The sequence below is a fragment of the Pseudomonas sp. NDM genome (genome assembly GCF_003105095.1).
GTDB lineage: Bacteria > Pseudomonadota > Gammaproteobacteria > Pseudomonadales > Pseudomonadaceae > Aquipseudomonas > Aquipseudomonas moraviensis_A.
Genome location: NZ_QETJ01000005.1, coordinates 23,593 through 47,891, shown reverse-complemented (window position 1 = coordinate 47,891; position 24,299 = coordinate 23,593). Strand labels below are relative to the sequence as shown.

General features: G+C 62.2%; 21 protein-coding genes and 1 pseudogene. 11 read left to right on the top strand and 11 right to left on the bottom strand.

Annotated elements, in window-relative coordinates; all coding sequences use genetic code 11:
• Positions 1-8: 8 nt before the first annotated feature.
• The 7 genes from DCO47_RS02295 to DCO47_RS02265 are packed head-to-tail and all read left to right on the top strand — an operon-like array spanning position 9 to position 8,456.
• A complete protein-coding gene (locus DCO47_RS02295) occupies positions 9-1,088 on the top strand; it encodes a glycosyltransferase (RefSeq protein WP_116657367.1) in 1,080 nt (359 codons plus the stop codon).
• On the top strand, positions 1,085-2,191 hold the full coding sequence (locus tag DCO47_RS02290) for a glycosyltransferase (RefSeq protein ID WP_116657366.1): 1,107 nt from the start codon (positions 1,085-1,087) through the stop codon (positions 2,189-2,191). The genes DCO47_RS02295 and DCO47_RS02290 overlap by 4 nt, the downstream gene beginning before the upstream one ends.
• A 1-nt stretch (position 2,192) precedes the next feature.
• Positions 2,193-3,500 (top strand): O-antigen ligase, encoded by a 1,308-nt coding sequence (locus tag DCO47_RS02285; protein ID WP_116657365.1) that lies wholly within the window; start codon positions 2,193-2,195, stop codon positions 3,498-3,500.
• On the top strand, positions 3,494-4,423 hold the full coding sequence (locus DCO47_RS02280) for a glycosyltransferase family 2 protein (protein WP_116657364.1): 930 nt from the start codon (positions 3,494-3,496) through the stop codon (positions 4,421-4,423). Before DCO47_RS02285 ends, DCO47_RS02280 begins: the two co-directional genes overlap by 7 nt.
• 17 nt (positions 4,424-4,440) lie before the next feature.
• Positions 4,441-5,859, top strand: a complete 1,419-nt coding sequence (locus tag DCO47_RS02275; RefSeq protein ID WP_065617235.1) for an oligosaccharide flippase family protein — start codon at positions 4,441-4,443, stop codon at positions 5,857-5,859.
• A 31-nt stretch (positions 5,860-5,890) separates the two neighbouring features.
• On the top strand, positions 5,891-6,946 hold the full coding sequence (gene galE, locus DCO47_RS02270; RefSeq protein ID WP_116657363.1) for a UDP-glucose 4-epimerase GalE: 1,056 nt from the start codon (positions 5,891-5,893) through the stop codon (positions 6,944-6,946).
• Positions 6,947-6,995: 49 nt separating this feature from the next.
• Positions 6,996-8,456 carry a family 16 glycosylhydrolase gene (locus DCO47_RS02265; protein ID WP_116657362.1) on the top strand — a complete coding sequence of 487 codons (1,461 nt, stop codon included), beginning with the start codon at positions 6,996-6,998 and terminating at the stop codon, positions 8,454-8,456.
• An 8-nt stretch (positions 8,457-8,464) separates the two neighbouring features.
• On the opposite strand, the gene DCO47_RS02260 is transcribed toward DCO47_RS02265, so the two are convergent.
• Genes DCO47_RS02260 through DCO47_RS02245 form a run of 4 tightly spaced genes read right to left on the bottom strand, consistent with a single transcriptional unit; the run spans position 8,465 to position 13,747 of the window.
• Positions 8,465-10,225: an ABC transporter ATP-binding protein gene (locus tag DCO47_RS02260; RefSeq protein WP_116657361.1), complete on the bottom strand. Its 1,761-nt coding sequence runs from the start codon at positions 10,223-10,225 to the stop codon at positions 8,465-8,467.
• Complete coding sequence (locus DCO47_RS02255; protein WP_083352882.1) at positions 10,222-11,421, bottom strand: beta-glucosidase; 1,200 nt, start codon at positions 11,419-11,421, stop codon at positions 10,222-10,224. The genes DCO47_RS02260 and DCO47_RS02255 overlap by 4 nt, the downstream gene beginning before the upstream one ends.
• A complete protein-coding gene (glf, locus tag DCO47_RS02250) occupies positions 11,418-12,590 on the bottom strand; it encodes a UDP-galactopyranose mutase (RefSeq protein WP_083352883.1) in 1,173 nt (390 codons plus the stop codon). The genes DCO47_RS02255 and glf overlap by 4 nt, the downstream gene beginning before the upstream one ends.
• Positions 12,578-13,747 (bottom strand): glycosyltransferase family 1 protein, encoded by a 1,170-nt coding sequence (locus DCO47_RS02245; RefSeq protein ID WP_116657360.1) that lies wholly within the window; start codon positions 13,745-13,747, stop codon positions 12,578-12,580. The genes glf and DCO47_RS02245 overlap by 13 nt, the downstream gene beginning before the upstream one ends.
• Positions 13,748-14,067: 320 nt before the next feature.
• Here DCO47_RS02245 and galE (DCO47_RS02240) point away from each other — a divergent pair, with 320 nt between their 5' ends.
• Positions 14,068-15,093, top strand: coding sequence for a UDP-glucose 4-epimerase GalE (gene galE, locus DCO47_RS02240; protein WP_116657359.1), 1,026 nt, complete (start codon positions 14,068-14,070; stop codon positions 15,091-15,093).
• A 13-nt stretch (positions 15,094-15,106) separates the two neighbouring features.
• Here galE (DCO47_RS02240) and DCO47_RS02235 read toward each other — a convergent pair whose 3' ends face one another.
• Positions 15,107-15,289: a hypothetical protein gene (locus DCO47_RS02235; RefSeq protein ID WP_223259148.1), complete on the bottom strand. Its 183-nt coding sequence runs from the start codon at positions 15,287-15,289 to the stop codon at positions 15,107-15,109.
• Between DCO47_RS02235 and DCO47_RS27485 the strand changes: the two genes are divergently transcribed.
• The 3 genes and pseudogenes from DCO47_RS27485 to DCO47_RS02220 all read left to right on the top strand — a co-directional run.
• Positions 15,282-15,659 (top strand): hypothetical protein, encoded by a 378-nt coding sequence (locus DCO47_RS27485; RefSeq protein ID WP_317615030.1) that lies wholly within the window; start codon positions 15,282-15,284, stop codon positions 15,657-15,659. The genes DCO47_RS02235 and DCO47_RS27485 overlap by 8 nt on opposite strands.
• A 103-nt stretch (positions 15,660-15,762) precedes the next feature.
• A complete protein-coding gene (locus DCO47_RS02225; protein WP_165839175.1) occupies positions 15,763-16,938 on the top strand; it encodes an MFS transporter in 1,176 nt (391 codons plus the stop codon).
• A gap of 42 nt (positions 16,939-16,980) precedes the next feature.
• Positions 16,981-17,151, top strand: a pseudogene (locus DCO47_RS02220) (polysaccharide lyase family 7 protein); the annotation flags it as partial.
• A gap of 92 nt (positions 17,152-17,243) precedes the next feature.
• Here DCO47_RS02220 and DCO47_RS02215 read toward each other — a convergent pair.
• The 6 genes from DCO47_RS02215 to proW form a co-directional block, all read right to left on the bottom strand.
• Positions 17,244-18,734 (bottom strand): aldehyde dehydrogenase, encoded by a 1,491-nt coding sequence (locus DCO47_RS02215; protein WP_116657357.1) that lies wholly within the window; start codon positions 18,732-18,734, stop codon positions 17,244-17,246.
• Between the two features lies 1 nt (position 18,735).
• The gene (locus DCO47_RS02210) at positions 18,736-19,638 is read right to left on the bottom strand and encodes a dihydrodipicolinate synthase family protein (protein WP_116657356.1); all 903 of its coding nucleotides are present in this window, start codon (positions 19,636-19,638) and stop codon (positions 18,736-18,738) included.
• Between the two features lie 47 nt (positions 19,639-19,685).
• Positions 19,686-21,002 carry an FAD-binding oxidoreductase gene (locus DCO47_RS02205; protein ID WP_116657355.1) on the bottom strand — a complete coding sequence of 439 codons (1,317 nt, stop codon included), beginning with the start codon at positions 21,000-21,002 and terminating at the stop codon, positions 19,686-19,688.
• Positions 21,003-21,127: 125 nt separating this feature from the next.
• On the bottom strand, positions 21,128-22,189 hold the full coding sequence (locus DCO47_RS02200; protein ID WP_083352889.1) for a GlxA family transcriptional regulator: 1,062 nt from the start codon (positions 22,187-22,189) through the stop codon (positions 21,128-21,130).
• Between the two features lie 86 nt (positions 22,190-22,275).
• The gene (gene proX / locus DCO47_RS02195) at positions 22,276-23,286 is read right to left on the bottom strand and encodes a glycine betaine/L-proline ABC transporter substrate-binding protein ProX (RefSeq protein WP_042610386.1); all 1,011 of its coding nucleotides are present in this window, start codon (positions 23,284-23,286) and stop codon (positions 22,276-22,278) included.
• A gap of 42 nt (positions 23,287-23,328) precedes the next feature.
• The gene (gene proW, locus DCO47_RS02190; protein ID WP_116657354.1) at positions 23,329-24,282 is read right to left on the bottom strand and encodes a glycine betaine/L-proline ABC transporter permease ProW; all 954 of its coding nucleotides are present in this window, start codon (positions 24,280-24,282) and stop codon (positions 23,329-23,331) included.
• Positions 24,283-24,299 lie beyond the last annotated feature (17 nt).

Genomic DNA, 24,299 nt, shown 5'->3' with positions numbered 1-24,299 from the left:
TTGTGCCGATGCATATTCTGTTCACGCTCAAGGATTACCAGACTGGCGGCGGCGTCGAGTGCGTGCAGCAACGCCTCGCCGAGCAGTTCCTGGCGGACGGCCGGCGGGTGAGTTTTTTCGTCATGAACGGCGACTCGCCCAACGTCGACGGCGCGCCAAGCCTTGCCGGTGGCGGCGGCGGCCTCGTTGGCTGGCTGAAATCGATCGTGCTGCTGCGCCGCTTGATTCTTCGCGAAGGCGTGACGCATCTGATCGGCGCCAAGGAGCAGGCGAATCTCTGCACCTGGTTCGCCACCTTGGGCAGTCCGTGCCAAGTCATCTACACCCGCCACGCCGCACTGGATTGCGCCGAACAGAACACCGGGCGCGCCAGCCTGCGCCTGTTGTACGCGCTGTATCTGTGCGGCAGCGGCAAGGTGGTCGCGGTGTCCCAAGGTTTGCGCCAGTCGCTTGCCGGGTTGATGCCCTGGGGCCAGCCGCGCATCCGTTATTGCCCGAACGCGGTGATCAGCGAGCAACTGTTGCATGCGGCACAAGCGCCGTTGCCCGGTGGCGTGCCCCATCATTACTGGCTGGGGATGGGCCGACTGGTGGAAACCAAGGGCTTCGATCTGTTGCTCGAAGCCTATGCGCTGGCAGCGCAACAGCGCACGCTGCCCTATCTGGTGATTGCCGGCGACGGCCCGTTGCGCGCAGCGCTTGAAGCGCAGGCGCAAAGACTGGGCATCGAACGTCTGGTGCATTTCACCGGGCATCTGCGCAATCCCTATCCGCTGATTCGCCATGCGCAGCGGTTGGTGCTCAGCTCATTGCACGAAGGTTTGCCGACGGTGCTGGTCGAGGCGCTGGCGCTGGGCACGGCGGTGATTTCCAGCGATTGCGGCAGCGGGCCGCGGGAGTTGCTCGACGACGGACGCCTCGGGCGCTTGGTCAAGGTTAACGATGTGCCGGCCCTGGCGGAGGCGCTGCTCGACAGTCTGGCCAGCCGCGAATCCGCTGCGCCGGCCCGACGCTCGGTCAGCGAAGCGATCCAGCCCTATACCAGCCAGTACGCCGCTCAGGCTTATTACCAGGTGTGGAACCGATGAAAAAACTGCTGATCATCCTCCAGGACCTCGGCGCCGGCGGCGCTGAAAAAATGATGGTGCGCCTCGCCGGTGCCTTGGTTGAAGCCGGCAACGAAGTCACGTTGCTGATGCTCACCGGTGCCGGCATCAATCAACCGGCGCTCGACCCACGGGTCAGGCAAGTGCTGCTCGACAGTCCGCGCAGCGCAGCGGCGGTGCCGGCGCTGACGCGTTTTTTGCGCAGCAATCAATACGACGCGCAACTGGCCGCCCTCACCCACGTCAACGTCGTGGCGATTGCCGCGGCTGTGCTGTCCGGGACTTTGGCGCGGCTGCATGTCAGCGAGCGCAATGCATTCTCGCGGGACAAGCACGTCAACCCGGCCCTGTCGGTGAAGCTCGCCTACTGGCTGGCGCCGTGGCTGTACCGGCTGATTCCCAACCCGGTGATCTGCGTATCACAAGGCGTCGCCGAAGATCTGGTCGACACCACCATCGCCCGTCCGCGCGACGTGACCACCGCCGACAACCCGGTGCTCGACAACGATTTTCGCGACAAACCTGCCGCCGCGCCCAGCCATCCCTGGCTCAAGGACAAAACCACCCCGGTGATCGTCGCTGTGGGTCGGCTGGCGCAGCAAAAAGGTTTCGACACCCTGATCGACGCCTTCGCCCGCCTGCCGCGAGGCGATGCGCGGCTGATCATCTTCGGCGAAGGCGCCCTGCGCGGCGAACTGCTGGCGCAAGCGACAGCGCTCGGCGTTGCACAGCGTTGCGATCTGCCGGGTTACGCCAGTGATCCAATCGCCGAGATCGCTCGGGCAGATTGCTTTGTCCTGTCGTCGCGTTTCGAGGGCAGCCCCAACGCCTTGGTCGAAGCTTTGTCTACCGGCACGCCGGTAGTGGCGACGCGCTGCCCGTATGGCCCGCAGGAAATTCTCGCCGACGGCGCCGTCGCGCCCTTGGTCGAGGTCGACGACCCGGGCGCTCTCGCCGCCGCGATCAGCGCGCAAATGACCGCGCCGCGCGCCTTGCATCGCCAGCGGCGCATCGATGCTGCCGCGCGTTTTGTCAGCGCTCGCGCGGTGCAGACCTACCTCAAGGCGTTACTCGGGAGGCGCTGAGATGAGCCGCCTGCAAGTGCGCTATTCGACGCTGGCCGACGCCTTCACCTTGTTTGGCGTGCTGTTCTATACGCAAGTGATCGGCTTCTTTCTGCGCCTGGGCAATGTCAGCACGCTGGACGATGCGCAGCAGGATCTGGAAGGCAATCTGGCCAATCAGGTCTGCGGCTTGCTGACCTTGCTGGTGCCGCTGTTCTTTTTCATCCGCCACAAGGTTTTTCTCAGCAAGAGCTTCTACCGGCAGAACCTGTTTTTGCTGGTGTTCCTCGGCTGCGTGGCGGCGTCGATCAGTTGGTCGAGCGAGCCGATGCTCAGCTTCAAGCGTTTCGTCGCGCTGCTCAGCGTAGTGTTCTTCGCCGGTTTCATTGCCTGGCGCTACAGCATCGAGCGGATCGCTTTTCTGTTCGGTTGCGTGATCGGTGCGGCGGCGCTGGTCGGCTTGATCTTCGCCGTGATTCGCCCGGACATCGCCTTCATTTCCGGCGGCATCCGTGACGGTGCCTTTCGCGGCGTGTTCGCGGAAAAGAACGCCGGCGCACGCCTGAACGCCATCGCGATCCTGTTGCTGCTGCCGATGATCCGCCAACGCAACCCGCTGGCAATCCTCTACGGGCTGTTCGCGCTGATCGCCATTGGCCTGGCGCAGTCGGCCACGGCGATTGCGCTGATCGTCGCCGGCACCGCCAGTTACGCCTACTTCATCACGCTGATCCGCTTGCGCATCAACCGCTCCCTGCTGGCCTTCACCGCCGCGACGCTGGTGTTCTTCCTCTTGTGTGGGGTGCTTTACGCCAACTACGCCATGCTGCTGGAACTGGTCGGCCGCGACCCGTCACTCACTGACCGCACGTTGATCTGGGAGCTGTTGCAGCCGCTGATCGATGCGCAATTTCTCAAGGGCTACGGCTTCGGCGCGTTCTGGGCCAGCGCCGATGCCGATGCGTTCATTACCCGCTGGGGCTACATCGGCAATGCCCACAGTGGCTACGTCGAAACCCTGCTCAACGGCGGCGTGATCCAGTTGATTGCCCTGCTGCTGATGTTTGCCCAGACGCTGAGCAAGCGCTACCGGGCAATCACCGCAGATCAGTCGGCGCGCTATCAGGCCTGTGCGCTGGTGATCATCGGCCTGTTCGTGGTCACCAATTACGTCGCCTATGTGATCCCCAACTACCGCTCGGGGGAGTTCCTGATTTTCTGCGTGCTCAGCCTGACCTTCCGCCACCACCTCGTCGCCCGTACGCAGCCGCTGCCAGTCGCCAGCGCTCGGCCGATGCGCACCACTTTCCGGGAGCAACGCCCATGCTGAATGATCCCTCGGCCGTCACCGTGTGCGTGGTGATTCCGCTGTATAACGCCGCCGCCAGCATCCAACGCACGCTGGATTCGGTGAGTGCACAAACCCGCCTGCCGGACAAAGTCATCGTCGTCGATGACGGTTCCAGCGATGCCGGGCCAGAGATCGTCAAGCAGTACGCCGCGCCCTTTCCCATCGTGCTGTTGCAGCAGCCCAACCAAGGCCCGGCCAGTGCGCGCAATCGCGGCGTGTTCAGTGCCGAGGAAACCTTCATCGCCTTCCTCGATGCCGATGACCGCTGGCATCCCGAGAAACTGCAAAAACAACTCACCCTGCACGCCGAACTGAGCCAACAGGGGCGCAAGGTCGGTCTGATCGATTGTTTTCAGATGAGCGAATTCAGTGACGGCAAACGCCAGTTGGAGGACCGCTGCAAACACGGCGACCACTTTGCCGATTTCATGCGCGAAAACATCATCAACGGCACCTCCGGCGTACTCGCCCTGCGCGAAATCATCGTCGCCATTGGCGGCTTTGATCAGAGCCTGCGCTTCGCCGAGGATCGTCTGCTGTGGACGCGCATCGCGGAAATCAGCGAGATCCACAGCGTGCCGCAGATCCTGCACTGGCGCGCCGTCAACGCCGCCAACATCACCGCGCAACCGCACAAGTATTACCCGCACAAGCTGCGCTTCATTCAGCTGTACCTGGCACGCTACGGCACCCGGCTGAACAAGCAGCAGCGGATCTATTTCGTCCTCGCCAATCACGCGGAGTTTCTCAATGCGTTTTCCCGGCGCGGCGATCATCGACGGGTCATCGAGGTGTTCCGGCAGATGCTCGGACATTCGTGGCAGACGCTGTTTTTCTCCCAGGGCAAACCGACCCTGCGCTACCTCTACGCCTGCTTGAAAAACCTGGGCAACAGCCGCTGAGTGTCGGGGATCGCGCCATGGCCAACCGTCGCCTGATGACCCTCGTATGGATTTTCACCGAGAAGTTCGGCCTGATTTTCCTGTCGATGATTACCTTTGTCGTCTACGCGCATTTGCTGACGCCGACCGAGCTGGGCATCGGCACGCTGATCATCGCCGTGGTCGAAATGGTGGGCATTCTGTTCTCGTCGATGCTCGAAGACCCGCTGGTGCGCCTGCAGCGGATGGAAGACAAACACATCAGCAGCGTGTTCTGGTTTGCGGTGCTGGTTAGTCTGTTGTCGATTGCGTTGATCTCGTTGGCGGTCGTGCTGTATACGCCGTCCACCGCGTTGCGCTGGATGACCGCCGTGGCCTCGGTGAAAATCCTCTTCACCCTGATGGCCCGGGTGTATGTGGCACAGATGCGCCGTAGCGGCAATTTCAAGCTGCTGGCCTCGCGCACCTTGCTCGGCAAAGTGGCTGGCGGGGTTGGCGGCGTGGCTGTTGCGCTGCTGGGTTTCGGCCCGTGGGCGGTGGTCGCGCAGGCGCTGATCATGGACGGCATTTCCACGCTGGTGCTGATGCGCAGCGAGCGTCGGCGCATTCCCTTGCTGATCGACCGCCAGGTGCTGGGCGAACTGCTGCGCGCCGGGCTCCCGGTCTGCGTCAACGTCATGAGTTCGCAAACCCTGCAACGCGGCGTCAACTTGATTCTCGGCCTGACTGCCGGGGCGCACGCGGTGGGCATGTTCAACTTGGCGATGCGCATCATCGACCTGCCGCGCTCGGCGATCTACAACGGCTTGATGAGTTATGCCCTGCCGGTGTTCGCCCGGCGCAGTGCCGAACCGGCGCGGCTGATCGGCGTCATCGGCGACTCCACGGCAATCAGCGGCTTCGTGCTGACCCCGCTGTTTTTCGGCATTGCCCTGACCGCCGAAGACATCATCCTGCTGATCTTCGGCGCGAAATGGGCCGACGCGATTCCCTTGCTGCAAGTGCTCGCCGGCACGGCGGCGCTGGGCAATCTGGCGCTGTATGCGACCACTGCGCTGGTGGCGGTCAATCGCACGCATCTGACGCTCAAGGCCGAAGTCGCCACCACCCTGCTCGCGCTGGCGCTGGTGTATCTGCTCGGGGCGAGCTACGGCGGCATGGCGGCGGCACTGGCATTGCTGCTGCGCATGCTGCTGATCACACCCTTGCAGGTGCGCGGCCTGCACGCCGCCATCGGTTACGACTGGCGCAGCTTCTTCCAGTCCAGTTACCGCAGCCTGCTTGCCTCTGTCGTGATGGTCGTGGTGGTGATGTGGCTGTCGCGGCAGACCGGCCTGTCCGGTTATGCGCACCTGGCCGGCGACATCGCCATCGGCACGCTGACCTACGCCTTGGCCTACAGCCTGCTGCACCCGCGCTGGCCGCAAGAATTCAAGTTGGTGTTCACCGCCCGCTGAGCCGGATTTCCTCGCAATGGAGCACGTCGTCATGCGCAAAACCACGTTGATCACGGGCGGTGCCGGCTACATCGGTTCGCACACGGCATTGCAGTTGATCGAGTCCGGACGCTCGGTTCTGATCCTCGACAACCTGTGCAACAGCAGCCGCGAGGCCATCACACGGCTCGAGCTGTTGAGTCATTCGCACATCGATTTCATCGAAGGCGATATCCGCGACGCGGCGTTGCTGGAGGAGATTTTCAGCACTTACGCGATCGACGCGGTGCTGCATTTCGCCGGTCTCAAAGCGGTCGCGCAAAGCATGCGTCGGCCGATGGATTACTACGCCAACAACGTGGTCGGCACGCTGAACCTGTGTCAGGCGATGGCCCGCGCCCACGTGTTCAATCTGGTGTTCAGTTCATCGGCCACTGTCTACGGAGAGCCGACCGTGATGCCGATCGTGGAATCGCATGGCACCGGCAAACCGGCCAATCCGTACGGACGCTCGAAGCTGGTGATCGAAGAATTGCTCAGCGACCTCGCCGTCGCCGACGCGCGCTGGAACATTGCCGTGCTGCGTTACTTCAATCCGATCGGCGCGCACGAGAGCGGGCTGATCGGCGAGGCACCCAACGGTCGGCCGAACAATCTGCTGCCGTGCCTGACCGAGGTTGCCAGCGGCCAGCGCGCGGCGTTGACCGTTTATGGCAACGACTATCCGACCGTCGACGGCACCTGTATTCGCGATTACATCCATGTGCTGGATCTGGCTGCTGGTCATCTCAAGGCACTGCAGGTTTTGCAGGGCGACGAGCATGGCCTGCACGTTTGGAATCTCGGCACCGGCACCGGCTACAGCGTGTTGCAGATCATCAGCGCCTTCGAAGACGTCACCGGTCTGCGCATCCCCTACCGCTTCGCTCCGCGCCGCGCCGGTGATGTCGCCGAATGCCGCGCCGATGCAAGCAAGGCCGGGCGCGAACTGGGCTGGCGCGCGCAACGCGAGCTGACACAAATGCTCATCGACAGCTGGCGCTGGCAGACCAGCAACCCATGGGGCTACCGCCCGCAACCGGCGCCGCTGCTGGCGGTGGGCACGTAATAACGCCGCCAACTCACGTTAGGGACGACTCATGAACAGATCACCATGCATGCTGTTAGTCTTGCTGCTGCTGAGCGCTGGCGCCGAGGCCAATATTCCAGGACCGGTCACTGAAGGCCTGGTGTTGTGGCTCGACGGCAATGACCCGGCCGCGATGACACTGGAGGGGCAAAACCAGGTCGTACGCTGGCTGGACAAATCCGGCAAGGGCAATGACGTCACCGTCGACAACCGCGCGGCGACGATCTTGCCGACGCGGGTCGACAACGCGCTCAACGGCCACGGCGTGGTGCGTTTCAGCGGCACGGCGGCGTTCATGGGCCAGGCGATTCGCACAAGCAAAGGCCCGGTGACGGTCTTCGTCGTCTCGCGACGTCTGCCCGAGCAGGCCGGCGGCAAGGCCTGGCAGCGACTGTTCAGCTCCCGCCCGCAACTGGCGGACAACGACAACGTCGCGCCGAATTTCGGCATCAGTGTGCAGCAGACCAGCGCCTACGAGCCGGCGCTGGCGTTGCTGGAAACCAGTGACGTGCCGATCGGCCCGTTCGCGGTGGCGCGCAACGTAGTCGGCACCTCGGAAATCCTCCGTGGCGACATCGCCGAAGTGCTGGTGTATGACCGTCCATTCAGCAACCAGGACGAACGCCGCACCGTGTTCGAGTATCTGGCGCAAAAGTGGGCGGTCGTGGTTCCGCAGCAGGCCGATGCGTGGACCCGGGTTGGCCCGTTAGGCCCGACCCCGACGCACGTTACCCCCGATCTGCCGTTGTCGGATCAGGCCAATGCCGGCGGCTGGAAGCTCGATACGCGGCTGTCCGACGAATTCAACGGCAGCACGCTCGATGCCCAACGCTGGCACGTCAACAACGCCACCGGCACCGATTCCCTCGGGCGCAAACCGGCGCTGTTTTTACCGGAGAACGCCAAGGTCGGCAGCGGTAATCTGAACATCACTTTCCGCAAACAGACCCTCCCCGAGAAATACGTCGCCTTGGGCTACAAGGACTACAGCTCGGCGATGGTCCGCACCAACGAACGGGGGATGTACGGCTATTACGAAGCCCGGGCGAAGCCGATGAACTCTGCCGGCTCCAGTGCGTTCTGGCTGGCGTGGACCGGGCTGCCGGACAACGCCACGGAAATCGACATCTTCGAAATCGGCGGCAAAACCCGCAACGAAGCGTTCGACCGCCGGTACAACATGAACGCCCATGTCTGGGCCAGACCGCAGAATGATCAACACCTGAGTTCCGGCAGCACCTGGAACGCCCCTTGGCGGCTGGCCAGTACCTTTCATGTGTACGGTTTCGACTGGCAACCCGAGACGTTGCGCTGGTACGTCGACGGCGTTCTGGTCCGGGAGGCGAAGAACACCTATTGGCACTTCCCCATGCAAATCGTTTTCGACAGCGAAGCGATGTGGGACTGGTTCGGGGTGGTCGACGATGCTGACCTGCCGTCGGTGTTTCGCATTGATTACGTCAGGGTCTGGACACGCTCAGCGCAATAGGCCCGCGTTCAACGGTTGTGCACCATCGCCTGCATCTGCCAGAGCGTGCGGAACCGTCCCTGACTTTCGCGCAACTCCTGCGGCGTGCCGTCCTGCACGATCTCGCCGTCCTCCAGCACCAGCACCCGGTCGAAATTGGCGATGGTCGAGAGGCGGTGCGCCACCGCGAGGACTGTCCTGCCGCGCATCAGGTTGCTCAGTGCACGCTGGATGATCGCTTCCGAATCGGAATCCAGTGCCGAGGTCGCCTCGTCGAGAATCAGGATCGGTGCGTCCTTCAGAAACGCTCGCGCCAGCCCCAGACGCTGGCGCTGACCACCGGACAAGGTCACTCCGCGCTCACCGACCGGGGTGTGATAACCCTGCGGTAGCGCCTGGACGAATTCGTCGCAAAACGCTTGGTGCGCCGCTGCGATGATCTGCTGTTCGGTGGCATGGGGCTGGCCGTAGCCGATGTTTTCCAGAATGCTGCGATTGAACAGCGTGGGCTCTTGCGGCACCACGGCGATCTGCCGGCGCAAACTGTCCTGGCTGACCGAACGGATGTCGCGGTCGTCGATCAGGATGACCCCGCTGCGCACGTCATCCAGGCGTTGCAGCAAACCGAGCAACGTCGATTTTCCCGAGCCCGAAGTGCCGGCAATGCCGACGCTTTGTCCCGCCGGGATATCGAGGAAAAAATGCTCGAAGACTTTGCGCCCGTCCGGGTACGCATAGCCCACGTCGAGCATCTTGATATGGCCACGGGTCGGCGCCAGTTCTTCCGCGGTGTCGCTGAGTTCGTGGGGCTGGGCGACGATGCCCAGCGTCTCGCTGATGACACCCATCTGCTGGCTGGTTTCCACCAGGGCCAGCGCCAGTTCGCGCGAACCGTGCAGGATGCGAAAGGTCAACGCGCTGACCATCACCACATCGCCCGCCGTGACCTGCCCCGCTCGCCAGAGCAGGATCGCCCAGCCGAGCATGCCGCCCGCCATCACGGTCAGGCAGATGTCGTGCAGCACCCGCGCCTTCTCCATGTACATCCAGCTGCTACGGTGCGAATCGGCCTCGATGCCGATCTCGCGCTCCAGGCGCAGACGCTCGCGTTGCCGCCCGGAGAACGCCTTGATCGTCCAGACATTGGACACCAGATCGACAATCTCGCCACCGACCCGCGCCGACTGCGAAGCAAAAGCAATGTGCCGGCTGCGGCCGCGCACGCCGAACACGGTGATCAGCGCGGCGACCACGATCACGCAGCCGACCAGGGCCAGTGCCATGCCCCCGTGCACCGCCAACAGCAAAGCCACGGCACCGATGAAATCCACGCACGGCGGCACGATGCGCCAGGTCAACCCGCCATAGACCTTGTCGGCAGCAGCGCCGATCGCCGAGACGCGATTGGCCAGCGAGCCGGAGAAGTGCCGCTTGAAATAGCGCATCGGGTGGCCGGTCAGATGATGAAACAGGTCCACGCGCAGATCGGCGCAACTGCCGACGATAGTGTGGCAGCCGACCCAGCCGCCGAGGCGCCACAGCAGGTTTTCCATCACGATCAACGCCATGAACAGGCCAAACGCGTGCCAGACCTGGTCCGCCGCCGACCCGGCGGCCATGGCATCGACCAGCAGTTTCATGCCGTACTGCACCACCACCGCACAGCACGCCGCGCCCATCACCAGTGCGACCATGGCGATGAAGTGCGCCGGACGAATTCTGATGTAGCGCCATAAGAAGGCAGCGGCCGACGCCGGCAAGGGCTCATCGCGCATTTGCTGGAAGTTCATCTCCCGCGCCCCTCAATGTGCCCGCCATTGACCCTGCGCAAACAGGCGGCAACCCGCTCGGGCACCTGCGCCAGCTCGACGTGCAGCGGGTGAAATGCCGCGCGCTCGCCCTCGCCATCGGGGTAGCCGAACACTCCGGTCGGGCAATACCGGCCGTTATCCCAGCCTGGGTAATCGAGAAACGGGTACCAGCAGATCCCCTGCACCGGCACACCGCGTTCGAGGGCCAGCAGCGTCTGATCAAGGATGTAAGCCAGCCACGGCAGGCGTTCTTCATCTTCGGCCCCGGTTTCAGCGATCAGTATTGGCCGCTGATAACGCTGGTGCAGTTCCTTGAGCATGCCCGACAACGGTCGGAAGTCGCGCTCGCCGCGAAGGATGCGCCGGCCGTGGTAATACCACTGGTTATGCGCATAGAAATTGGCGCCGATGATATCCAGGTAATGCTCCTGCCCGCCCAGGCCGGGCCATTCACGGCCAGTGAGCAGATCCCACGCCTGAAATTGCGACAGCCGATAGGCTTCGGCCGCTTCGATATCGTCGCTGCGCCTGGAGCCGGCGATCACATGGATCAACGGATCGCACTGGACGAACCGAGCATGGGGCGCCCGTTCGCGAATCGCTTCGATCGCAGCGATGCTCGCCCGCACCAGTTGATGCTTGAGTTCCTGCGCGCGCCCGCGTGCGGTCGGGTTGAAGTACGCGACCTCGCCCCCCGCCCAACTCCAGAACGAAATCTCATTGATCGGCGAGTAGAACGGCACGCTGACGCCCTCGTCCAGCATCACCGTCGCTGCAGCAGCGGCGAAACGGGCAAAACGCTCGACGAATGCCGGGCGCCAGAAATCCAGGTCATCCGGATAACCGTAATGGCACAGATCCCAGACCACTTGCACCTGCTGCGCTTGCGCGGCTTTGAGCATCGGCACGAAGCTGCTCCAGTCATAGCGACCGGGGCTGCGTTCGATCAGGTGCCAGCGCAAGCCGTCGCGGGCACAACGAATGTTCAACCCGCTCAGTCGCTGGTAATCCTTGTCCACCCAGCGCGCGTGTCCGGTGTCGGCCAGCAGGTCCAGGCGCCGACCATCCTGGCGGCGCTGACTGGAACATTCGAAACCGGCCATGACGAAGCTGCTGAAGATCGAATGAGCGCCTGCGCCGGGCTCGGGTTCGTCGCCTTTCGGCTGCGCGGTCATGAAGCATCGGTCTCGGTTGCGGCAATGGCGGGTGCCTGCGCCGCTTGAATATCCCGATACAGGGCCAGCGCCTGCCCCACCACCTGATCCATGTTGTAGTACTTGTAGGTGCCCAGCCGCCCAAGGAACGTGACGTTCGGCGTCTGCTCGGCGAGTGCGCGGTAGCGTTTGTAAAGTTCGGTATTTTCCGCCCGGGGCACCGGGTAATACGGGTCGCCGTCGTCACACGGATATTCGTAAGTAATGCTGGTGCACGGGTGCGTTTGCCCGGTCAGGTGTTTGTATTCAGTGATGCGGGTGTACGGCACGTCCGGGTGCGGATAATTCACCACCGCTACCGGCTGATAGTGTTCCTGTTCGAGTGTCTGGTGCTCGAAACGCAGGGATCGATACGGCAAGTGGCCCAGCTGGAAATCGAAGTATTCGTCGATCGGGCCGCAGTAGATCAGATGCTCGTACTTCACCTCGTCGCGCACAGCCTTGAAATCCGTACTGAGCAACAGATCGATGTTTGGGTGATCGAGCATGCGTTCGAACATTTGCGTGTAGCCGGCCATGGGCATGATCTGGAAGGTATCGCCGAAATAGCGGTCGTCTTCGCTGGTTCGCGTCGGAATGCGCGAGGTCACCGATTTATCCAGCGCCGACGGATCCAGCCCCCACTGCTTGCGCGTGTAGCCACGAAAGAATTTCTCGTAGAGTTCACGGCCGATCTGATTGACCACCACATCTTCGGAAGTGCGAATGGTCGCCACCGGTTCGGCGCGCTCGGCGAGGAACACCTCGGCTTCCTCGGAGGACATCGACAAGCCGTAGAGCCTGTTCAGCGTGGTCAGATTGATCGGAATCGGCAGCAGTTGGCCGTCTACCTGGGCGAGGACGCGATGTTCGTAAGGTCGCCATTCAGTGAAGCGCGACAGGTAGTCGACAATGCGCTGGGCATTGGTGTGAAAGATATGCGGACCGTAACGATGCACCATCACGCCGGCGGCGTCGTAGTGGTCGTAGGCATTGCCGGCGATGTGCGGGCGCCGGTCGATCAGCAATACCCGACGGCCCAATCCTTCGGCCAGACGCTCGGCGATGACACTACCGGCGAACCCGGCACCGACGATCAGGTAGTCGTAGGATGGGCAGGACTTTGCGCGCTCCAGGCTTATCGTAGGCATTCGATCTGCTCCTGCATGAAGCGACTGGTGTTGTCCCACGACATGCCAGCGATGGCGGCATCGGCGCACTGCAGAAATTCCGGCGTGCCTTTGAGTGCCAAAGCTTTCTCGATCGCCTCGACAAAAGCCTCGGCAGTGGCGGCAATGAACACCGCGCCGCTCTCGCCGTAGCCGCTGACCACGTCGTGAATCGGCGTCGACACCACCGGGCAACCGCCCGCCAGATACTCCGGGGTCTTGGTCGGGCTGATGTAGCGCGTGGACGCATTGAGGGCGAACGGCATCAGCGCCACGTCCCAACCCGCCAGGTAATCCGGCAGTTCGGTGTATTGCTTCGAACCCAGATAATGAATGTTCGGACGTTGCGGCAGCGTCTGCGGATCAATCTTCACCACCGGCCCGATCAGCGCGATCTGCCAGTCAGGGCGCATCGTCGCCACGCGCTCGATCAACTCGATATCGAAGCGTTCGTCGATCACGCCGAAAAAGCCCAGGCGTGGCCGCGCGATCCCTACCTGATCCGGCGGTTCCGGCAATGCCTGCCGCGCCGCGGCGAAATGCGCGATGTCGACGCTGCTCGGCACCGGATAGGCATTGCCGTGCTGGCGTTGCTTGACCTCCCACAGGCTGTAGCCACCGGTGAACACCACGTCGGCGCGGGCCAGCAGTTGCTGCTCCATATCGATCAATTGCGCGGGCGCGCCCATGAACGCCGACAGTTCATCCATGCAGTCATAGACGGTGACGCGAGCGTCGAGGTGCTCGGTAAACAGCAAGCTCATCGGCGTGAGGTACCACAGCAGCAGATCGCCCTGAACGTGGCCGGCGAGGTGCTCATCGAGCAATTGCCTCTGCGCCTGCTCAATTGCCTCGCCACTCATGCCAATCGGCAACTGTGGCACCGCGACTTCTATCCCCTCCCCCGGATTCGAAATTTCCAGTCTGGGCGTGGCGTCTTCGGCAAATACCGGTTCCTCGAAAAACACCACGTCGTAGTGTTTCGCCAATCGCGACATGACGTGCTGCGGCCGCTGATAGACAAAGCCCCAGCGCAAATGCGACAGGCACACCAGCGTGGGCCGCACCTGAAGGGATGTTTCGAGAGCATTCTGCGCACTCGCCAGTGCGAGCGCCTCGGGTTGTTCTGCAAGGTTCATGGCGAAAATTCCTCATCGGGGAAACAAGTCGACACAGTGCCGAGCCACCGGGCCGTCTCACTTGTCGGCACTGCAAGTGCAGGGCATTTCTCGATGAGGCCGTAAGGCTCTTGAAGGTTGGAATAGCGGCGTTCACACGTCGTTCAGCCCAACCATGGGCGCAGCCGATGAACTGCACATACCGGCTGGCAAACGAAGTTGAACTCGCCGGACAATCCATCCCCTACCGTCCAGGACAACATGGTTTTTGCCGCCGCACAGGCGCCTCGAAACCATGCACAAAGCCATCGGCCGATGGCAGTACTTGGGAGGACGGGCGCATGATCTTGATTACCGGTGGTGCGGGATACATTGGTGCGCACGTCGCACTGGAGTGGCTGGGCCAGGGCGTGGACGTGTTGATTCTCGACAACTTGTGCAACAGCCAGCGCGCAGCGATCGAGCGCATCAGTACTCTGGCGGGAAAACGACCGGAGTTCATTCAGGGTGACGTGCGCAATCGACGACTGCTCGATAACCTTTTGCACGATTACCCGATCGATGCCGTGGTGCATTGCGCCGGGTTGAAAGCGGTCGGTGAAAGCGTGCGCGAGCCCCTGCGCTATTTCGACACCAATGTCGGCGGCAGCCTGACCTTGTGCCAGGCCATGGCCGAGGCTGGAGTGTTCCATCTGCTGTTCAGTTCATCGGCCACTGTTTACGGCAACTGCGCCACCCTGCCGATCAACGAAAACTGCGCCACCGGCCAGCCGACCAATCCCTACGGCATGTCGAAGCTGATGTCGGAAAACATCATGAAGAGTGTCGCCAGCTCCGACCCGCGCTGGTCGATCGGTCTGCTGCGCTATTTCAATCCGATCGGTGCGCATCCTTCCGGCCTGCTCGGCGAGGCGCCCACCAGCACGCCCAACAACCTGCTGCCCTATCTGCTGGAAGTCGCCAGTGGTCGACGCGCGCAGCTGTCAGTGTTCGGCAACGATTACCCGACTCCGGACGGCACCGGTATTCGCGATTACCTGCACGTGGTCGATCTTGCGCTCGGTCATGTCTGCGCGCTCGACGCCTTGCGCGATCGCCATGGCATGAGCGTCTGGAACCTGGGTACCGGGCGCGGCTATTCGGTGCTGGAGGTGGTCAGCGCGTTCGAACAGGTCATTGGTATCAAGATCCCGTTGCGTATTGAAGCGCGGCGCCCGGGCGACATCGCGCAGTGCTGGGCGGACCCGCATAAAGCCCTCGAAGAACTGGACTGGCAGGCGAGCCGCTCATTGCCGTGCATGCTCGCCGATGCCTGGCGCTGGCAGTGCAATCAGCTTGGGCAGGTCGACGTGCGCCAGGCCAATTGAACGTTGCGCACGGTCATTCATTGTCGTGACCGTGCGCGTCGGCACACGTTAATCGCCCGGACTCGCCGCCAGCGATGCGTTCCGCCTGATCGATACCGCGCTTGAGCGCATCCTCGACCGCCCATTCGATGCCGGGCAGTTTCCTGATGCGCTCGTAGGCGCATTCGCCGGTCGCGGTGTAGACGCTGATGAACATTTCCACGTCGCCGTATAACCAGAGCCCGATTCATAGCAGTGCCGGCACCAGCCATGGCACCAGTCGTTCGTACATGGTCGGTTTCATCATTTCGGTGATCCTGACGGTGATTCCCTTTGGCCTGGTCATGTACCCGACCCTGCCGCGCAGCGTCACCGCCTGGGTGGTCGTCGCGTCGGGTGTGGTGCAGGTTTTCGCATGGGCAGCATCCACCACAACATGCTGGCGCACTGACGCCGCTGAACGGGGTGCTGCCCTCGCCCTTTGCTCTACCATCCATCGGGTACGGTGGAAAATCATCAAACCCAGAGGCAGGTCCGTTATCAGAAGCGGTAACGACTTCAGCAACAGACAATCTCGAGGACACTGATGGCTAATGATCCTTCCACCTCCGGGTGCGCCGGCCCGGAGTGCACCTGCGAGTGCGGCGTTGACTATTCATACGACCCTCGCGCCATCGGCACGCTTTCATCGTGAGTCTTGATCGACGCAGCCTCAATCTGGTCGCGGCCGCGTTCGCGCTGACGGCGTTGTCCTATGGCCTGGCGCGCTTCGCTTATGGACTGTTGCTGCCGCAGATCCGTCAGGATCTGGCGCTGAGCGTGTCCGCTGCCGGCTGGATCGGCGGCAGCGCTTTTGCCGCTTATTGCGTAGGCATCGTTGCGACGTTTGTCTGCAACGGCAAGGTCAGTCCGCGCGGGTTGACGGTAATGGCCGGCGCGGCTGCAACGCTGGGGATGGGCCTGGTGGTTATCGCTTCGTCGGGATTGGCGTTGGGCTGCGGCGTGGCGCTGGCGGGATTGAGCACGGGTCTGACCTCGCCGCCACTGGCCAGTGCGGTGGCGGCGCGTCTGGTCGATGCGGATCGCCCGCGAGCGAATGGCTTTATCAATGCCGGGACGGCGGTCGGTATCGTTTTTTCCGGCCTGGCCGCGATCGCGGCCGCCGGGCAATGGCGCGAGCTGTATGCGCTGTTTGCCTTGATCGGCATCGGCGTCACGCTCTGGCTGTGGTTTGCCGTCCCGCGCCGGGTTCAGCATGAGGCCTCGCAGAGTTTTTCGCTGCTCATGCTGCGTCGGCCCGGTGTGCTGCCGTTGTGCGCCAGCGCTTTCCTGATGGGATTGGCGAGCACCGCGGTCTGGACATTCGGCGCCGATATCCTGCGCAGCCAGGCCAGTTTCAGCGATCAGTCGATTGCATGGGCCTGGATCGTGTTGGGCGCGGCGGGGATCAGCGGCTGCATGACCGGCGTGCTCACAGGGCGCTTCGGTGTCGCACGCATGCAGCATCTGGCGCTGGCCGGCATCGCCCTCGGCACGCTGGGGCTCGCCGCTGCTTCCGTCTCGGCCGGCTTGGGCCTTGCAGCGATGTGCCTGTTTGGCGCGGCGTATATCGTTTCGTCAGGGGTTTATCTGCTGCAAGGCATCAGCCTGTTGCCGGATCGCCCGGACCTGGGGCTGGGCATTCCGTTTTTGCTGTTGGCACTCGGTCAGACCGCCGGCACGCCGATCTTCGGCGCGGTGCTGGAGGCTGCTGGCGTGATCGTTGCCTTGTGTGTTTTTGCGGCGGCCGCGTGCGTCGCCATGCTGCTGAGTCCGAGAGGTGGTGAAAGTCCGCGCAGGCAAATGTGCGGCTCAGGAGTTACCTAAGGCTTGAAGCGCCAATGATTTTTATCGTCAGGAGTAGAAACCATGGCCGTAAATATCAGCAATCTCACCCTCTCCACTCTGGTTCCCGTCTCGGCAACCAACCCGGTTGCACTTGAACTCAACGGCGCCGAGGCCATTGCGCAGTTTCCCAGTATTGTCACGGTGCTGCCGGATGGCTCGCTGCAACTGTCCGCGCCGACCAAGGGCCCATCAGTGATCTGTTGATTTCGCATACCTAGGCGGCTGATACGCGCAGGGCCTGCGCAGGGTGTGCTGGCAGGCCCTCGGGTAAATCTAAACGCCAATTACGACGCGTCGATCCAGATGGTTTTCAGTTCAGTGTATTGGTCGTGCGCCCAGATCGACTTGTCGCGGCCGCCGAAACCCGATTCCTTGTAGCCGCCGAACGGCGTCGAGGCATCGCCCTCGCCGAAGCAATTGACCGTGACGATCCCGGCGCGAATACCGCGCGACAGTTTCAGCGCGTGGCGCAGGTTGCCGGTGTACGCCGAAGCGGCCAATCCATAAGCCGTGTCGTTGGCCAGCGCTATGGCCTCATCGACGGTCTGAAAAGTCGTGACGCTCAGCACCGGGCCGAAGATCTCTTCCTGGAACAGGCGACTGTCGCGGCTGACGCCATCGACGATGGTCGGCTCGACGAAAATATCGTTGCGGGTCTGGCCGCCCGCCAGCACGTTGAGGTTTTCATCGCGGGCGAGATCAAGATACGAACGCACCTTGTCGAAATGCGCCTTGCTGATCATCGAACCCAAGCGGTTCTCAGGGTCAAGGGGGTCGCCCATTTTCCAGTCGCCGAGGTGCATCTGCATGCGCTGCAAGAGTTCCTCCTTGATGTCGGCGTGGACGATCAGCCGCGACGAGGCCGAGCAGTTTTCGCCCATGTTCCAGAACGCGCCATTGACCACATGCTGCGCGACCACATCGATGTCTTCGACATCGTTCATCACCACCGCCGGGTTCTTGCCTCCGCACTCCAGCACGATGCGCTTGAGGTTGGATTCGCTGGAATATTTGAGGAACAGCCGCCCGGTGTCGGTCGAGCCGGTGAAGCTGACCATCGCCACGTCGGGGTGCCGACCCAACGGCTCGCCGGCCTCTTTACCGCCGCCGGGGACGACGTTGAACACGCCGGCGGGAATCCCCGCCTGATGCGCCAGTTCGGCAACGCGCAAGGTGCTCAGGGTGGTTTCCTTGGCCGGTTTGACCACGATCGAACAGCCTGCGGCCAGCGACGGGCCGATTTTCCAGGCGAGCATCAGCAGCGGGAAATTCCACGGCAGCACCAGCCCGACCACGCCGATCGGCTCGCGCACGACCATGGTCACCGCGCCAGAACCGACCGGCGCCGTGGCGTCGTAAATCTTGTCGATCAGCTCGGCGTGCCAGCGCAAGGTATGGATGGTCTCCGGCACGTCGATGGTCTGGCATTCGCGGATCGGCTTGCCGCTGTCGAGGCTTTCCAGCACCGCCAGTTCATGGGCGTTGTCCTCCAGCAACTGGGCAAAGCGCAGCAACACCGACTTGCGCGCCGAGGGTGCGAGTGACTGCCAGCGGCCGTCATCGAACGCTGCTTTCGCTGCGGCGACGGCCTGATCGATATCTTCGGCATCACACGCGGCAATCTCGCTCAGCACCTGCTCGGTGGCCGGATTGGTCGTGGTGAACGTCTTGCCGGATTTTGCCGGGCAAAACCGGCCATTGATGAATGCCTGATGGCGAAACTCAAGCGTGGCTGCCAGTTCACGGTATTGCTCTTTACTCAGCAGGTCTGCCATTTCAAGCCTCCTCGACGATGCGCGCGACGTTCTTCTGCAGGGTTTCAATCACGCTTTGCAGTTGCTCTTTCTCGGCAGGCTCAAGCGCTTGCAGCGGCGCGCGAACACCGCCGGCACGCAGGCCGCTGAGTTGGCTGCCATGCTTGATCGACTGGACGAACTTGCCACTTTCGAGGACATCCATCAGCGGCAACATCGCCGACATGATCCGCCGGCCCTTGTCGAAGTTCTTCTCCAGAACACAGGCTTCGTACAGCGCAATGTGTTCACGCGGGATGAAGTTGGAACCGGCGCAGACCCAGCTGCGCGCGCCCCAGGCAAAGAACTCCAGCGCCTGATCATCCCAGCCGCAGGACAACTGAATCTGCGGGTGCGAGTGAGCCAGACGATGCAGGCGGCTGGTCTCGCCCGAGCTTTCCTTGATCGCGGCGATGTTCTTGCAGTCGGCAATGGCGGCGAAGAACTCGTCGCCCATCGCCACGCCCATCCGCGACGGGTAGTTGTAAAGCATGATCGGCAGACCGGCGGCCTTGTCCACGGCGAGCACGTGGGCGGCGATCTCCTTCTGGGTCGGCAAGGCATAGGGCGGTGAACCGACCAGGATCGCGTCTGCTTGCAATGCCTTGGCCTGCTCGGCGAAGTACACCGAATCCTCGGTACGGATGCCGCCGGTACCGACCACCAGTGGCAGGCGCCCGCGAATCACCTCTTTCGCGCGCCGGGCCACGGCGACCCGCTCCTCTGCGGTGTGCGCGTAATACTCGCCGGTCGACCCGCCGATCACGATGCCGTGCACCCCGGACTCGATCAGGTATTCGATCACCTCGGAGAACGCCGCATAGTCGATCTGGCCATCGGCGGACAACGGGGTAATGGCCGGGGTAAAGATTCCATCAAAGTTCATCGCGTTTTCTCCAGGGTTCAATATTCAGGATTCGGGCTTCAGGTGTTTCAGCTTTCTCTGCCGGCGCGGTACTGCCCCCACTTGAGGTTCATGTTCACCCCGAGCGAGAGGAACGGTTCAGGCGGGTTGCTGTTGGGGCCGGGCGTCTGCAAGAGGAAATCGATCAGTCCGTCGCGCTGGCCGGCCAGCCAGTCGGCCAGCAACTTGCCGGTGACGGTGCCGCGGGTGACGCCGAGGCCGTTGCAGCCCAGCGCGCCATAGACGTTGGGCGCGAGCTCACCGAAGAAGCCGTTGTGATTGCGCGACATGGCCAGCGCGCCGCCCCAGGTGTAGTCGAACGTGACGTCGGGCAGCATCGGGAAACGCTGGTCGAACGAGGCCTTATGCCGACGCACGAAGCGCTCGTTGTATTTGCGGTTGCTGCGGCCGTCGGGGTTGAAGGTGAAACTGTTGCGGATCAGCAAGCGGTTGTCCGGCGTGCGGCGTACCGTGGTGCCGAACGGGTCTGCCGGAATGGCACCCCAGAACGGTTTGCCGCCCAGGCGCGCCTGCTCTTCCTCGGTCAGCGGCCGGGTGATGCTGGCGTAGGTGTAGATCGGCAACATGCGTCCCTGCAGGAAACCAAACCGCATGCCGAACGAGTTGTTCGCCAGAATCAGTTTGTCGGCCGTGATGCTGCCGTGGGGATGTCTGAGCACGGTCTTCGCGCCGTACTCCACTTCGAGAATCGGCGTGCGCTCATACAGCGTGACGTTGGCCGGCAGATTATCGGCCAAGCCTTTGACCAGCCCGGAAGGCTGCAGCAACACCGCGCCCGGCGTGAACAACGCCTTGCGATAGAAATGCGTACCGAGATGTTCCGGCAATTCATCGGCGTCGATCATTTGAAACGGCTGGTCGAGCTTTTCCAGACCGCGGCGATAGGCATCAAGCACGGCGATACCGCGATTCTCCACGGCTGCCTGATATTTGCCGCACGCCTTCATCTGGCAGTCGATGCGGTATTGATCGACCAGATCCCGCAGGATCGATTGGCCGGCCAGATTGAGTTTCAGACTGGTCCGGGCCAGTGCGATATCACCGATGTAATCATCGGCACCAATATCGTGCGGCAGATCAATGGCAAAACCGGCATTGCGTCCCGAGGGGCCCAATCCAACTTCCTGCGCTTCGACCAATACCACTTCGTCGTCGGGAAAATTCAACGCCAGTTGCCGCGCGCAGGCGAGTCCGGTGAAGCCGGCGCCGATGATCACCCACCGCGCCGAACGCTGCCCACGGTGCGCAGGCTCGGGGCTGCGCGGTTTGCTCAGATGAAACCAGCCACAACTGTCATCGTCGGCGGGTAATGAACTGACTTTCATAGTGTTGAACCGTTAATCGTTGAAGTTGCAAAACGCACGCGGCACAAAGCGAACGCACGCAGTGGCGTTGATCCGGAACTGATAAAAACCGTTACTGGCGCAAACAGTCAGTTCGCGCGCGTTATTCAGTAGTTGGCGGCTACGGCATAACGCCCGCTGCTGGCAGCGTCGCCGGCGTAGTAGTAATCCCTGAACGTCATCGGCGGTAAGCCGAACAGATCCTTGAAGCGCTTGTAGAAGTGCGGATAACTGACAAATCCCGTCGCCAGTGCCACATCGGTCATCGAGCGATCACTTTGCACAATCAATTGCCGCGCCCGGGTCAGGCGCAACTCCAGGTAATAGCGATTGGGCGCGGCATTCAGATAGCGCGCGAACCGCCGCTCCAGTTGCCGGCGCGACACTCCGACATGGCTGGCGATGGCATCAATTTCCATCGGCTCCTCGATGTTGTTTTCCATCAGGTCGATGGCGATGTTCAGCGGCCTGGGAATCGCTGCAGGCCGAACACCGTCGGCAGTCATCGCAGGTTTGCCCCGTGCCGGCTGATGCACCCTTCTGATTTCATCTAACAGCGTCGCATCGTTACGCGAACCCAGTTCCTGCATGATCGCCAGGGTCATATCCAGAGCCGAGTGAGCGTTGGCGCAGGTGGCTCGGCGCTGAGCGAAGATGAATTCACGGCTGGACGCTTTCAACTGCGGGAAGTACTCGCCGATCAGACCGCAACTGTCGCTGTGACAGGCGAACTCCTCGGCGCCGAGCAACCCTGCATCAGCCAGATGGAACGCCGCATTCCAGCATCCGGCAACGATGCCCTTGCCCGCGGTTTTCTTCAGCACACGGCGCAGCAGCAGATGCGCTGCCAGCCTGACGCGCTGACCGCCGATCACGATCACCGCGTCATGGTTGAAGCCTTCTGCAACCAGTCGTTGCGAAGACACCGGCACGCCGACATCGCTTTCGACCGATCCGCCCTGAAGCGACCAGGTCGAGATCCGGTACTGCGTTTCGCCGCAAATCAGGTTGCCAGTGGCCAATGCATCCATTGCCGTGGAAAGCGTCGTCAGGGAGAAATGGTCCAGCAATACGAAGGCCACTCGCACCACGCGCGCTTGTCCGGAGACGGATGCGGACTGGCGAAAGCCGGTGTTTTGCTGCTTCAACGGGCTCTGAAAGGTTTCCATCTTCGCTCACTCACTCGCCGTTCACTGACACCTGCGACCGTAACGTGGGCGACGGGCTGAGCCGCCGCACACTGTGGTCGAACCGATTACTTCGCCGCCGCGCGTGCGTCGCTCAACCAACCGTCATAAGCCTGCTGATTGGCCTTGATCCATTCCGCGGCGTGGCGCTTGATGTCGGCGAGGGATTTTTCACCCTTCTGCATGCGCAGGTTCTGCTCGCTTTCCGCGCTGGGAGGGATGCTGACCTCGGAGAGGAATTTGCGCGCCACCGGGTTCTTCTCGGCGAACTCCTTGTTCATCACGGCATTGATCGTGTCCACCGGGAACCCGAGGTTCTTGCCGTCATGGAAGGTGTCTTTGCTTTCCTTGCCATCCGGCAGCGAGGTGAACGGCACTGGCAGCCAGACCACATCGCGCCCTTCCACCAGCACGCCGGCAATCCACTGCGGCACCCAGGTGAAGAACAACACCGGTTTACCCTGCTGATAGCGCGCGATGGTGTCGGCCATCAAGGCGAAATACGAGCCGCGGTTATCCACCACGGTCGGGCCGAGACCATAGGCTTTCATGTGATGCTCGATCATGATTTCGCAGCCCCAGCCCGGGTTGCAGCCCGTCAGGTCGGCCTTGCCATCGCCGTTGCTGTCGAACAGTTTGGCGATCTCCGGTTTCTTCAGATCGGCGAGGTCCTTGATCTGGTAGGCGTCGGCGGTCTTCTTGTCGATCATGTAGCCCTGCAGCACACCTTTCATGACCTGCCCGACTTTTACCATCACATCGTCGCCGCCGGCCTTTTCATAAAACGCCTGGTGCAGGTTTTCCCATTCATGCACGGTGAAATCCGCATCGCCGTAGGACAGCGCGAGAAACATGGCCGGGTAATCGACTTCTTTCGGCGCTTTGACGTCGTAGCCCAATTCCTTGAGTCCGGCGAGCACCACCTCACCGCGAAAACGCTCTTCGGCGATGCTCGGGAAAATCGGCGTGATCGACACACCGGCGCCCGGTTTGTTGGCATCTGCCGCGTGGACCGCCGAGCACAGCAATGTAGCGAACAGCGACGCCATCAGGCTTTTCTTGAGAGTTGTCAGTTTCATGTTTCACCACGCTTGAAAGTGTTTATGGGTGAGCAGGCAAACTCAATTGGTCACGGGACGTGCAACGGTCTTCTTTTTCTTCAGTTTCATCAGCAGCCCCACCGGGCCGCTCTCATACCAGCGCTGACCGGTGGCCAGGTCACTGCTGCGTTCACCCATGGCCTGGGTCAATCGATCGAGGAACACCGCCAGCAACACCAGCCCGGCGCCGCCGACACTGGCTAGGCCCATGTCGAGGCGACCGATGCCGCTCAACACCATCAAGCCGAGACCGCCCACCGAGATCATCGAGGCGACCACCACCATCGACAGCGACAACATCAGCGTCTGGTTGAGCCCGGCCATCATCGTTGGCGCCGCCAGTGGCAATTGCACCTTCAGCAGCATTTGCGTGGCTGTGCAGCCAAAGGCCCTCGCCGCTTCGACTTTGTCGGCGGGCACCTGACGGATGCCGAGGTTGGTCAGGCGCACCAGTGGCGCGACCGAGAAGATGATGGTGACGATCACCCCGGGGACGTTGCCGATGCCGAAGAGCATGACCACCGGCACCAGATAGACGAATGCCGGCAACGTCTGCATGGCGTCGAGTACCGGGCGGATGATCATTTCCGTGCGATCACTGCGCGCACAGAGGATGCCCAGCGGAATGCCGATGACCGCGCAGAACAACAGCGAGGTCAGCACCAGAGCCAGAGTGACCATGGCGTCATTCCACACGCCGATCAGGCCGAGGCCGGTGAGCGTGGCGACGCTGAAAAGAGCGATGCGTTTGCCGCCGATCTGCCAACTGATCAGCCCGGCAATGATGATGAACACCGTCGGCGGCACCGACAACAGGCTCCACTGCACGCCGTCGAGAACCTGGTCGACCGGCCAGCGGATCGAGCGGAATACTTCGCGAAAGTTACCGACCAGGTATTTGAGCGCGGTTTCGACCCACGCACCGAAGGGAATATTGATGCTCTGGAAAGGATCCAGAATATTGAAATCTGACATGGTGCTACCTCGCCCGC